This window comes from Novosphingobium sp., assembly GCF_037133355.1.
In the GTDB taxonomy this organism is placed as follows: domain Bacteria; phylum Pseudomonadota; class Alphaproteobacteria; order Sphingomonadales; family Sphingomonadaceae; genus Novosphingobium.
Window position 1 is genome coordinate 120,791 of the sequence record NZ_JBAXOI010000009.1, and the last position, 12,973, is coordinate 133,763.

Consider the following 12,973-nt stretch of genomic DNA (forward strand, 5'->3'; position numbering starts at 1 on the left):
GCTTCGGGCCAAACAATACGCACAGCGGTTTACCGAATGCATTTCCTTCGTTATGGATGTTTCTGGAATCGGGAAGGGAATGCAATGAAAATCAGCAATATTTCGTCGCTTGCAGCGATCGCTTTTGCTTTGTCAGGCTGCGCAACGGTGATGAATGGGCCGAATGTCAAGTATGAGGCCAAATCGGAACCCAAAGGTGCCAAGGTTACCTTCAGCAATGGCATGACTTGCACGACGCCGTGCAAGACGAATATGCGGCGCAAGGACGATACGCGCGCGGATATCACGCTGGACGGCTATGATCCGACTTATGTTCTGGTGCAGTCGAAGCTGGGCGGTGCCTCGTTCGGCAACATCCTCCTGGGCGGCGGCGTCGGCGCGGTGGTCGATGGCGCCAACGGCGCGAGCAACCGCCTTTCGCCAAGCCCGCTGATCGTGCAGCTTGCCCCGGCCGGATCGGGCAAGGGCGCGCAATTGCTCGACAAGAATGGCAAGGTGATGATGAGCGTCAAGGCGCACAACGACCAGGTGCGGACGGACGTTGCCAAGACGATCGGTGCGAAGCTGGCCGGACTGGAAGGTTCCGCCGGGCTGGAGTGACCCCCTATCCCGCCGCGCGCCTTGTAGATCAGTTCTTCTGGGGCAAGGCGTAGCTCATGGACAGGCTTTCCGGGCTGCCGGTGAAATCGACGCTCAGGCGGGCGATTTCACTGGCAGACTGGTTTCGGATCAGCGCGATTTCGCCCGGCGCGTAGGCGTGGCTGAAGCGGCCGCCCGGGGCGACGGTTGCGATCGTGGTCTCGGGCGCATCTTCCGCGGTGCCGGAGCGGACGAGGAGCGTGACGCTGGTCTGGCCGATGTTGCGGCCGGAGACTTCCATGGGCGCCTGCTGCTCACCGCCGAGCAGAAACGTGTCGGCGGGCGGGACCTGGAGTTCACTGTGCCCGGCATGCGCGGCGGCGGGGATCAGCGCGAACGCAGCGAGGAGCAGGGCGGGCAGGCGGATGAGCATGGCAGGTCGTCCTCGATGCGTGGGAAATTGCAGGATAGGTGCAACGCTGCAGCGCGCCAGCTTCCCTATCGGGCGGGCGTTGGCCCCTTTCCCCTCTCCCAACCCTATCCCCTGAAGGGGAGAGTGCTTTTCCGGTGGTGGATTAAACCTTCAACGGTCAGGCGCAGCCGCGCCTTCGGGGATGACCAGGGCAATGACCGCCTGATCGAGGGCGAGGTAGCGCTTGGCGAGGGTCTGGATATCGGCGCCGGTGAGAGCGTCGAGGCGTTCGCGTGCTTTCTGGTAGCGTTCGATGCGGTCGGGCTGGGACTGGGCGCGTTCGGTGAGGGCAAGCCAGCCGCCGTTGGTCTTGAGCAGGTTGGCGAGGCGTTCGCGCATCGGGGCGCGGGCGCGTTCGAGCACATCGGGATCGGTGGGACGCGCGGCCAGATCGGCGAGCGTGCGCTCGATCGCGGCGCGGGTGCCCGCGACATCGGCAAAATCGACCGAAGCGGTGACGCTGAAAGTGCCCCAGCCGCGCCAGACCCGGCTTAGCGAGGAGGACGCGCCGGGGGAGTAGGACTTGCCCAGAGCCTCGCGCACAGTGTCGAGCACTTCGACCCCGGCGACTTCCTGCAGGAGTTCCAGGCCGATGACGGTGACCGGGTCGCGGTCGTCAGTGGTGGGCCAGACATAGCGGACGATGGCCTGGCCGGGTTCGCCCTTGTGGCGGATCACGGTAGGGCCGCGCGCGGGGGTGAAGCTGCGCTGCCGGGTTTCCTCATGGGGGAGGAACTCCGGCTCGCGCGGGGCGAGCGCGCCGAACGTGCGCGCGGCCATGGCGATAGCGGCGTCGGGGTCGAAATCGCCCACGAGGGTAAGTTCGATTGCGCCCCTCGCCAGCCGCTCGCCGATATCGGCCTTGAGCTTCGCCATGGTGAGCCGCTGGTAGGCTTCCGGTGCCTGCACGGCGAAGCGCGGATCGCCGCCCGAGAGCAGGCCGGGGAGCGTGTTGGCGAGCGCGGAGGACGGGGTCGCGTCGCGGCGGGCGAAGAAGTTGGTCATCGATTCGTGAAACACAACGTCGGCCGAGGCGCGCCAGCCGGGATCGGTGATCGTGGCGGCGAGGAGCTGGAGCTGGGCTTCAAGGTCGCGGCGCGTGGTACCGGCGCCGGCGACGAAGGTATCGCCCGCCGCGCTGATGCCATTGCTGACCGAGCGGCCGGCGAGCAGCGTTTCAAGATCGTCCTGGCTGTGCTTGCCGAGGCCGCCGGCGGGGATCATCTGCGTCATCTCGGTGGCGAGCGGGTTGTCCTTCGTGTCGATGAGTTCGCCGCCATCGATGTGGAGTCGCACCAGGATGCGGTCCTTTTCGAGGTCGGTACGCTTCAGGTTGAGGCGCACGCCGTTGGCGAAGCGGATCATGCGGATGCCGAGATCGTCGCGGGTGCTATCGGCGGCGACGGTGCCCGGGGGGCCGAAGTTGGTATAGGCAAAAGTGCCGGATGGCGAGCGGACCGAGATGCGCAAGGGGCCGAGCATGGCCTCGTTCCACGCGGCGCGCAGGGCAGCCTCGCCGCCTTCGGGCGCGGAGCGGCCCTGGAAGCGGATCAGCGGGGCATCGAGCGGGATCGCATCGGCGCGCAGCGCGGCGAGCACCGCCGCAGGCGTGAAGCCGGGGGCATTGCGGTTGAACCGTTCGAGCACGCCGGCGGGGGTGGTCGGCACCTTTTCGTCGCGCAGCAGGAGGAGTGCAGTGGCGACGAGCGCGTCGTTGCTGCGCGTATCGGCGGAAGCGGCGGCGTTTTCGATGCCGGTGCGGATATTGGCGACCTGTTCGGCGATTTCGGCATCGGTGAAGCCGCGGCGCAGCGCCTCGCGGTAAACTTGCGCGGCGGCGATCAGGCCGTTGCGCCAGCCCTTGTCGGCGGTGTCGACGATGAGATTGGTGGTGCGCCCGATCCGGAACACCGGGCTGGTGCCGATCCCGGCGCCCCGGAACGGGGGCGGGACAATGCGGCTGAGGCGCAGGAGGCGGCGGTTGATCACGCCGTAGCCGATCTGGCGCATGAGGTTTATGCGGCGGTTCTCGGCGGTGTCGGGTTCGCGGCGCCAGAGGCCGTGGCGCGAGATGGTGAGGCGTTCGGACAGCGCGGGATCGAGGTGGATATGCGCCTCACCCTGCTGCTCGGGCAGGACGCGGCCTTCGTCGGGGCGGGGCGGGGCAGAGCGCGCGGGCCAGCTGGCGAAATGCGTCCGGATTGCGGCCTCGATGGCATCGGCATCATAATCGCCGACAACGACCAGCGTCACCCGCTCGGGCACATATTGCCGCTGCCAATAGGCCTTGAGCGCCGCCGCAGTGGCCGAGCGCAGCGACGCCGCAGTGCCGATCGGCAGGCGATCGGGATAGTGCGCCTGCGGGTAGAAGAAGGCCATCTGGTCCTTGGCGTTGTCGAGATTGTAGCCCTCGCCGTCGCGCATTTCGGACAGCACGACGCCGCGCTCGCGCTCTACGGCGGCGGGATCGAAGCTGAGCTCGCTCGCCGTCTCGCGCATCAGCATGAGCGCGGTGTCGAGCAGCGCGGGTTCGGCACGGGGCAGGCTGAGCATGTAGACCGTGCGCTCGAACGTGGTCGTGGCATTGGTATCGGCACCGAAGGCCAGGCCCTGGCGCTCGAGCAGCTTGACCATCTCGCCTTCGGGCACATGGGCGCTGCCGTTGAAGGCCATGTGTTCGACGAAGTGGGCAAAGCCGCGCTCGTCGTCGCGCTCGTCGAGCGAGCCGGCCTCGATCTGGAGGCGCACCTCGGCGGTGTCCTTGGGCGTGGCGTTGCGGCGGATGATGTAGCGCATGCCGTTGGGCAAGCGGCCGAAGCGGAAGGCGGGATCGACGGGCAGGTCGCTCTGCTCGAAGGCCCAGACCGGCACCGGCGCCGGCTTCGCCCCGGCTGGTACGGAAGCGAGGGCAAGGACGGACAGGGCAAGGAGGCGGGAAAGGGCGCGCAGAATCATCGGCTTCGATGTTTGGCGGCTGGCGGGTTAATGCGCAATGACGCCATGGGGGAAGTGTCCCGCTGCGGGCGAAGCACGCGCCGAGGTGAGGCACATTTTGTTAGGTAATCGGCATTCGGCGTTTTAGCAGATCGTTTGTGTACCGGCGGCGCTCCAGATCGTCCGGGATTGGGAGCGGAGTGCAGGAATGGCCGATTTCAGCGGCGGTGCTGGCAAGGACACCTATACGGGCACAGCCGATGGCGACCTGATCAGCGGCGGCGGCGGGGCCGATACGCTCGATGGCGGCGCGGGGGATGACGCGATTGCGTCTGCCGACCGGGCGCCGGGTTTCGGGGCCTATTTCAGCAATGCGATCTCGCTCGACACCGGGACCGAGCGCGATACCCTGAACGGCGGCGACGGCGACGACACGCTCTTTGCCGGGTACGGCGACAACGTCGATGGCGGTGGCATCAACTATCGCGGCAATACGCTGAAGATCAGCTTCTTGGGCGCCTCGGCGGGAATCACGGTCGATTTCAGCCAGGAAGTGATCAAGATCGGCGGCGGGACGATCCAGAACATCCAGAACCTGAGCTGGGTCCAGGGCACCAACTACGACGACACCATCATCGCCGTGGACCGCTCGACCGGCTACAGCGGGTTCAACACCGTGCTCGGGATGGGCGGCAACGACCACATCACTGCAGGCTATTACACCCAGTCCATCGACGGCGGCGATGGCGACGACACGATCGATGCGCATCTGAGCGTGTATCTGCAGACGGTGCGGGGCGGCAGCGGCAACGACACGATCGATTCCACGGGCAACCATAGCGCGGTGACCTATGGCGACGATGGCAACGACACGATCCGGGCGAGCTTCGAAACCCATGGCGGCGCGGGCGATGATCATCTTTTCTTCGTTCTCGCCTCCGGGGCGCGTGGTTACACGTTCGGCGATGCCGGCAACGACACCATCGAGGCGGTCGACAACGCGCCTCTGGCGGCCTTCGGCGGAGAGGGCAGCGACACGCTGATCGGCGGTTCGGGCGACGACACGCTTGCGACCGGCCCCCAGCCCGATTTGATCCTGCAGCCGATCTACGACGATACCGGGAGCGAGCACGACACCGTTTTGGCCGGCGGCGGGGCTGACCTCATCGCGGCAGGCATCGGCGACGATGTCGAAGGCGGGGAAGGGACGGATACCCTGCGGCTTTCGCTGATGGGCGCAGGGCACGCCGTCACGCTCTCGACCGAGGGGATATTGAGCGGCGCAGGACCGCTCTACGGCGGCGGAACGATCAAGAATGTCGAAATTCTGCAATATCTTGGCCTGAGCGACTTTGCCGACAGCATCGATCTTGCCGCATCGGGCCTGCCGCAGACGCTTGATGCCGGGGGCGGCAATGATGTGATCACCAGCCATGGCCTTGCGCTTGCCGTGCTGGGCGGGGCGGGTGATGACCGGCTGAACGGCGGTAACGCGGCCGGGTTCTTCGATGGCGGCGACGGCACCGATACCGCCGATTATGGCACGGCAACCCGCAAGGTTGTGGTGCAGTTGGTGGCGAGCAATCCGGGCGGCACGATTGGCGGCAAGGGGCTGCTTGCCAATGTCGAGATCGTGAACGGCTCGGCCTTTGCTGACAAGATCACCGGCGATGCCGGGAACAACGTGCTGAACGGCATGGGCGGCAACGACTATCTGGCGGGCGGCGCGGGCAGCGATACGCTTTATGGCGGCGCGGGGATCGACAAGCTGGTGGGCGGTGCGGGCGATGATACCTACATCGTCGACGACCTGCTCGACACTCTTGTCGAGGCCGGCAGCGGCGGTACCGACACGGTAAGGGCGGGCATCGATTTTACGCTGACCTCGGCGCTGGAAAATCTGGTGCTGACGGGCGCGGCGGCGATCAATGGCACGGGCAACGCCAAGGCCAACGTGATCACCGGCAACGACGCGGCAAACACCTTGCTGGGCCTGGGCGGCAATGATGTGCTGATCGGCGGCAAGGGGCAGGACACGCTCGACGGCGGGGCGGGCGGCGACGTTTATATCGTGGCGGCGCTGGAGGAGGAGGCGCAGGCCGAGATCCACGATACCGGCACCAGCGGGATCGACGAACTGCGCTTTGCCGCAGCGACGGGAACCTACAAGGCGCTCGTCGGGGACATCGGAATCGAGCGGATCGTGGCGGGCACGGGCACTGCAGCGGCTGCGGATACGAGCGGGACCGGCACGGTCGGGCTCGATGCTTCGGCGCTCGGGCGGGCGATCACCCTTGTCGGCAATGCGGGCGCCAATGTGCTGACGGGCACGCGCTATTCCGACCGGCTCGATGGCGGTGCCGGTGCGGACACGCTGACGGGCGGCAAAGGCAACGACACGTATGTGGTCGACAACGCGGGCGACAAGATCACCGAGAACACGGGCGAGGGGCGCGACACGGTGGTCGCCTCGGTCAGCTGGACTCTGGGCGCCAATCTGGAAAACCTGACGTTGACGGGCAGCACCGACATCAACGCGACGGGCAACGCCGCGAACAACGTGATAACCGGCAACGACGGCGCCAATGTGCTGATCGGCGGGGGCGGGACGGACACGCTGGCCGGCGGGCGCGGAAACGATATCTACATGGTGGACGGCGCGGGTACGACCGTGACCGAAGGGGTGGATGCGGGCTTGGACAAGGTCATCACCACGGTGGACCTGACGCTGGGCGCCAATGTGGAGATCGGTGTCGCCAAAGGCAGCGGCGCGGTGGCAATCACCGGCGGCGCGTCCGACAACCTGCTGGGCGGCAATGGCGCGGGCAATCTGCTCGATGGCGGGGATGGCAATGATTCGCTGCTCGGGCAGCTTGGCAACGACACGCTCAAAGGCGGGGTCGGCAACGACTTCCTTTACGGCGGCGCGGGCATCGACAGCCTGACCGGCGGGGCGGGCAGCGACCAGTTCGTGGTATCGACCTATAGCGGGGAAGGCGTGGACCGGATCACCGATTTCGTATCGGGCACCGACACGCTCCTGGTGGTGAACGCCTATGTCTCGGGCTACCTGCTGGCGGCGGGCTTTGTCTATGGCACCAGCGCTCACGATGCCGACGATATCGCGATCTATGATCAGAGCACCGGCAACCTCTATGTCGACTACGACGGGAACGGCCCGCAGGGCAAAGTGCTGCTGGCGAGCTTTACCCCCGGCACGGCGCTGGCCGCAGCCGACCTGATCCTGATCGAGGGCACATCCTTCGCCCAGCAGATCGGCGAGTTGCAAATGGCGCTGATGATCTAGGTCCGGCGCCCGTTTCGGTTCCAACAGCGGTTGCCTCCGCGGCGGGGGAGCGTCACAATCTGCCCGCGGGGGGACTCTGGCGGTATGGCGGTTTTCACAGGCACGACGGGCGCGGACAAGTTCATCGGCACGCCGGAAGATGACACCTACGAGGTCGATAATACCGGCGATCTGGTGATCGAGGCGCCCGGCGGCGGGACCGACACGGTTCGCTCGACCGTGAACCACTATATGCGTGCGAATGTCGAGGACCTGGTGCTGCTGGGCGCGGCGACCAAGGGCATCGGCAACGCGCTGGCGAACCACATCACCGGCAACGACGCGGCCAATATCCTCGACGGGCGCGGCGGGGCGGACACGCTGGAAGGCGGCGGCGGCAACGATATCTATTACGTGGACGTGACCGGCGATCAGGTGATCGAGGCGGCGGGCGCAGGCTATGACCGGGTGCAGTCGCGGGCGAACTACACGCTTTCGGCCAATATCGAGAAGCTGATCCTCGTTGGCGCTGCGGCGCTGGAAGGCACCGGCAACGCGGGCGCCAACCTGATCATCGGCAATGCCTTCAACAACATGCTCGACGGCGGTGCAGGGGCGGACGTGCTGCGTGGCGGCGCGGGCGATGATACCTATGTGGTCGACAACAAGGGCGACAAGATCGCCGAACTGGCGGGGCGCGGCACCGATACGGTGATGGCCTCGATCACCTGGGCGCTCGGGTCCAATCTCGAGAACCTGGTGCTGACGGGCGCGGCGGCGCTGCGCGGCTATGGCAATGCGCTCGACAACCACCTGACCGGCAATGACGGCGCCAACCAGCTCGACGGCAAGGCGGGTGCCGACACCATGGCGGGCGGGCTGGGCGACGATATCTACGTGCTCGACAGCACCGGCGACACGGTGATCGAGGCCGCGAACGCGGGTTTTGATACGGTGCGCACGGGGCTGAGCTACCAGCTCGGCGACAATGTCGAGGCCCTGACGCTGACCGGGCGCTATTCGGTCGACGCTACCGGCAATGCGCTGGACAACCGCCTGACGGGCAACACCGGGGACAACCGGCTCGACGGGCTGGCGGGGGCGGACACGATGATCGGCGGCCGGGGCGACGACACCTATGTCGTCGACAATGCCGGTGATGCGGTTATCGAACGCAAGGGCGGCGGGTACGACATCATCGAATCCGCGATTTCGCTCACCCTGCCCGACGAGGTCGAGGAACTGGTGCTGACCGGGTCTGCGCTGACCGCGACGGGCAATGCCTTTTCCAATGTGCTGCGCGGCAACGACCTTGCCAATGTGCTCGATGGCGGGGGCGCGAAGAGCCTTAGCCGGTATATTGACGCGCGCGACCAGCTTTACGGCGGCAAGGGGGACGACACCTACATCGTAGGCAACGGCACCTGGGAAGTGATCGAATACGCCGGGCAGGGCAAGGACACGATCCGCTCTACCTCCGGCTTCACGCTGCCCGACAATGTCGAGGACGGGGTCATGCTCGGCAGCGGGAACGACATCGGCGTCGGCAACGATCTCGACAACGTGATCACCGGCAACAGCGGCAACAACACGTTTGTTTCGAGCCCGGGCAAGGACCGGCTGATCGGCGGAGCGGGCAACGATACCTATCTGCTCTTCACCGGATTTCTCGCCGGCACGAAGCTGGTGGAGGCGGCCGGCGGCGGGAACGACACCGTCGTGCTCAGCGGCGACTATTCTGGTGACTTCGTGCTGCCCGACAACTTCGAGAACATGAGCGCCGACTTCTATGCCAACAGCGTGGTGCTGCGCGGCAATGCCGGCAACAACGTGCTGACCGGCAACTATCAGGCCGACTATCTCGATGGCGGTGCCGGGGCCGATGTAATGCGCGGCGGTGAGGGCAATGACACTTATGTCGTCGACAACGTGGGAGACGTGATCGAGGAAAAATTCAACCTCTATGCCATCAATTCGGTCATCGCGTCGGTGTCCTACGTCCTGCCCCTGGGCACGCATAACCTGACGATGACCGGCAACGCGCGCTACGGCACCGGAAACGAATCTTCAAATGAGATCATCGGCAATGCGCTGAACAACGTGATCGACGGCAAGGGCAGCATCGACACCATGATCGGCGGCGCGGGCGACGATACCTATACGGTGGACGACGCGCTCGACGTGGTGACCGAGAACGCGGGCGAGGGCCGCGACATCGTGATCGGCGCGGCGGGCATGACCGACAGCTACACGCTGGGTGACAACATCGAGGAAGCGCGGCTGGCGGAAGGCTGCAAGGCGACGACGTTTACCGGCAATGCGCTCGACAACGTGATGACCGGCAATGCTCTGGCCAACCGCTTCGACGGCGGCGCCGGGGCCGACACCATGACCGGGGGCGCGGGCGATGACAGCTATGTGGTCGACAACCCCGGCGACAAGATCGTGGAACTGACCGGCGGCGGAAGCGATACGGTCGAGACCAGTGCCTCGACCACGCTGACCGGCGAGATCGAGAACCTGATCCTGAACGGCAGCGCGGCCATCAACGGCACGGGCAGCGCGGTCGGCAACACGATCACGGGCAACGAGGTCGCCAACGTGCTCGACGGGCAGGGCGGCAACGACGTGCTGAACGGCGCCGGGGGCAATGACCAGCTGATCGGCGGAACCGGCGATGACCGGCTCGATGGGGGCGAGGGCGACGACACGCTGAGCGGCGATGCCGGGAACGACACGCTGGATGGCGGGACGGGCATTGATACGCTGGCGGGCGGCACAGGCGATGATCGCTATATCGTCAACGTGGCCGACGTCGTGATCAACGAGAAAGCGGGTGAGGGGCGCGACACCGTGGTCGCATCGCTGGACTGGACTCTCGCCGCCAATCTCGAGGATCTGGTCCTGATCGACGGCGCGGCGCAGGGCACCGGCAATACCGGGGACAACAAGATCACCGGGAACGATACCGCCAACGTTCTGGCAGGCGGCGGAGGCGGCAAGGACGTGCTGATCGGCGGGCTGGGCGATGATAGCTATATCGTCGACGGGTCCAATGTGTCGGTGGTCGAGGCCGCGGATGGCGGCACGGACCGCATGGTATTCACCGTGAGCGGCACGATGGGCGCCAACGTGGAAGTGGGCGTGGCCGGGGGCTCGGCTGCGGTTTCCATCACCGGCAGCGGCGGCGACGAGATCCTTGGCGGCAACGCGGCCGCGAATGTGATCGACGGCGGCGGCGGCGTCGACGTGATCGTCGGACAGGCAGGCGCGGATACGCTGCGCGGCGGGGAGGGCGACGATATCCTCGAGGGCAGTGGGGATGCCGACACGCTCACCGGCGGTGCGGGCGCGGACGAGTTCGTCATCGGGGCCTATGCCGAGCTGGGCGTGGACAAGATCACCGACTTCACCACGGGCAGCGATTTTCTTCTGGTGATCAATCCCTACGCTTCAGGAGACCTGCTGGCGGACGCGCTGGTGCAGGGTACGCAGGCCAAGGATAACAACGACTTCTTCATCTACGATCAGTCGAGCGGCAATCTCTGGATCGATTACGATGCGGACGGGCCCGAAGCGAAGATCCTGCTGGCCACGTTCACTGCTGGCACAGCGATCGCTGGAACCGATATCTCCTTGATCACCGAGGCGGACTTTGCCGCATTGATCAAGGACGTGGACGCGGTTCTGGTAATCTAGCGGGACTTGGCAGCGCAACCGGCGGTGCTAAGCTCCCCCCTTCGGTGTGAGGGGGAATGATCATGAAAGTGCGCGCAGGCCTGTTCTTGGGGCTCTTGCTGGCGAGTGCGGCGACGGCGTTTGCCGCGCCGGCCAAGGCGCCGGTCTATGACGAGCGTCCGGCGAAGCTGGAGCACCCGGTGTCACTGCGCGATTACGAACGGCGCAGCGTCGATATTCCGATGCGCGACGGGGTGAAGCTGCATACGGTGATCATGGTGCCCAAGGGTGCCAAGGGTGTGGGAATGCTGCTGACGCGCACGCCCTACAACGCCGAGGAGATGACCAGCCAGCACGGTTCGAGCAGCATGGCGAGCGCGATCGACGGCTATGACAGCGCGCCCGATGTGGTGATGGCGGCGGGCTATATCCGCGTCGTGCAGGATGTGCGCGGCAAATATGGCTCCGAGGGCGCTTATGTGATGAACCGGCCTTTCGTCGGCACATCCCTGAACCCGACGAAGACCGATCATGCGACCGACACGTATGACACGATCGACTGGCTGGTGAAGAACGTGCCCGAAAGCAACGGGCGCGTCGGGATCATCGGGATCAGCTATGACGGCTTCACCGCGCTCGCCGCATTGGTGAACCCGCATCCGGCGTTGAAAGTGGCGGTGCCGATGAACCCGATGGTCGATGGCTGGCGCGGCGACGACTGGTTCCACAACGGCGCGTTCCGCCAGATCGGCCTCAGCTACATGTGGGAGCAGGTCGGCACGCGCGACAATGCGAGCAAGTACGAGGTGACCGAGGCGGACGCCTATACGCACTACATGAAGTATGGCTCGGCCGGCGCGCTGGCGACCGCGCACGGGCTCGACCAGATCGGCTTCTGGCAGAAGATCAAGCAGCATCAGGCCTGGGACAGCTTCTGGCAGGAGCAGGCGATGGACAAGGTGCTGGCGAAAGCGCCGCTGAAAGTGCCGACCATGCTGGTCCATTCGCTGTGGGATCAGGAGGATATCTACGGCGCGCCGGCTGTGTGGAAGGCGCTGCGGCCCTCGGACAAGGAGGGCATGCTCTATCTCTCGATGGGGCCGTGGTATCACGGGCAGGCGATCGATCCGGGCGACCGCCTGGGGGCGATCCGCTGGGATGCCGATACCTCGAAATGGTGGCGGCGCGAGGTGCTGGCGCCGTTCCTGGCGCATTACCTTGCGGACAAACCGATGGACCTGGCCCGGGTGACGGCGTTCCAGAGCGGGAGCAACCAGTGGCAGCGCCTGGGCCAATGGCCGACAGCGCCGGCGGCGAAGAAGCTCTTTCTGCTGCCGGGCGAGGGGCTGGGCTTTGAACCGGCGGCTGAAGCGGGGACGGTGGACTATGTCTCCGATCCGGCCAAGCCCGTCACCTATTATCCGCGGCCCAACAAGCAGGAAGGCTATGACGGCAATCCCTGGCCGACCTGGCTGGTGGGGGACCAGCGCCCGGTTTCGGGACGGCCCGATGTGCTGAGCTTTACCGGGCCGGTGCTGGAAAAGGCCATGACGATCGCGGGGGCGCCGGTGGTGCACCTGACCGCCTCGACCAGCGGGACCGACAGCGACTGGGTGGTCAAGCTGATCGACGTCTACCCGGATGAAGTGCCGGGCGACCGGGCGATGGGCGGCTATCAGCTGGCCGTCGGCATGGACATCTTCCGCGGCCGCTTCCGCGAAACCCTGGCCGAGGCGCGGCCTTTGAAAGCTGGCGCGCCGCTGGAATACACGTTCGAATTGCCCCAGGCGAACCACGTGTTCCTGCCCGGGCACCGGATCATGGTGCAGGTGCAATCGAGCTGGTTCCCGCTTTATGACCGCAATCCGCAGACCTTTGTGCCCTCGATCCTTGATGCGAAGCCGGGGGATTATGTGAAGGCGGTGCAGAAGGTGAGCGTGGGCGGGGATAGCGGGAGCTATATTGCGCTGCCGGTGGTGGAGTAGGGGGGAAGGCCCCTCCGACCCGCTTTGCGGGCCACCTCC

6 protein-coding genes are annotated in these 12,973 nt (G+C 65.8%); 4 read left to right on the forward strand and 2 right to left on the reverse strand.

The annotated features are described in order from the left end of the window. Window positions 1-150 precede the first annotated feature (150 nt). Complete coding sequence (locus tag WCL10_RS11135) at window positions 151-600, forward strand: hypothetical protein (protein WP_336895711.1); 450 nt, start codon at window positions 151-153, stop codon at window positions 598-600. 28 nt (window positions 601-628) lie between these two features. Here WCL10_RS11135 and WCL10_RS11140 read toward each other — a convergent pair whose 3' ends face one another. Both WCL10_RS11140 and WCL10_RS11145 read right to left on the reverse strand, forming a co-directional pair. Next, entirely contained in the window at window positions 629-1,012 is a 384-nt protein-coding gene (locus WCL10_RS11140; protein WP_336895712.1) for a hypothetical protein, read from the reverse strand. A 150-nt stretch (window positions 1,013-1,162) separates the two neighbouring features. Next, entirely contained in the window at window positions 1,163-4,006 is a 2,844-nt protein-coding gene (locus WCL10_RS11145) for an insulinase family protein (RefSeq protein WP_336895713.1), read from the reverse strand. Between the two features lie 187 nt (window positions 4,007-4,193). Between WCL10_RS11145 and WCL10_RS11150 the strand changes: the two genes are divergently transcribed. The 3 genes from WCL10_RS11150 to WCL10_RS11160 all read left to right on the forward strand — a co-directional run bounded on the left by WCL10_RS11150 (window position 4,194) and on the right by WCL10_RS11160 (window position 12,934). Continuing rightward, window positions 4,194-7,292, forward strand: coding sequence for a calcium-binding protein (locus WCL10_RS11150; protein ID WP_336895714.1), 3,099 nt, complete (start codon window positions 4,194-4,196; stop codon window positions 7,290-7,292). Window positions 7,293-7,376: 84 nt separating this feature from the next. Further along, a complete protein-coding gene (locus WCL10_RS11155) occupies window positions 7,377-10,970 on the forward strand; it encodes a calcium-binding protein (protein ID WP_336895715.1) in 3,594 nt (1,197 codons plus the stop codon). Window positions 10,971-11,032: 62 nt separating this feature from the next. Beyond that, a complete protein-coding gene (locus tag WCL10_RS11160; protein WP_336895716.1) occupies window positions 11,033-12,934 on the forward strand; it encodes a CocE/NonD family hydrolase in 1,902 nt (633 codons plus the stop codon). Window positions 12,935-12,973 lie beyond the last annotated feature (39 nt).

Bases quoted from the DNA above. Each gene is read 5' to 3' on its own strand.
- WCL10_RS11150 (WP_336895714.1), top strand. From the start codon at position 4,194: ATGGCCGATTTCAGCGGCGGTGCTGGCAAGGACACCTATACGGGCACA.
- WCL10_RS11160 (WP_336895716.1), top strand. From the start codon at position 11,033: ATGAAAGTGCGCGCAGGCCTGTTCTTGGGGCTCTTGCTGGCGAGTGCG.
- WCL10_RS11135 (WP_336895711.1), top strand. From the start codon at position 151: ATGAATGGGCCGAATGTCAAGTATGAGGCCAAATCGGAACCCAAAGGT.
- WCL10_RS11145 (WP_336895713.1), bottom strand. From the start codon at position 4,006: ATGATTCTGCGCGCCCTTTCCCGCCTCCTTGCCCTGTCCGTCCTTGCC.
- WCL10_RS11140 (WP_336895712.1), bottom strand. From the start codon at position 1,012: ATGCTCATCCGCCTGCCCGCCCTGCTCCTCGCTGCGTTCGCGCTGATC.
- WCL10_RS11155 (WP_336895715.1), top strand. From the start codon at position 7,377: ATGGCGGTTTTCACAGGCACGACGGGCGCGGACAAGTTCATCGGCACG.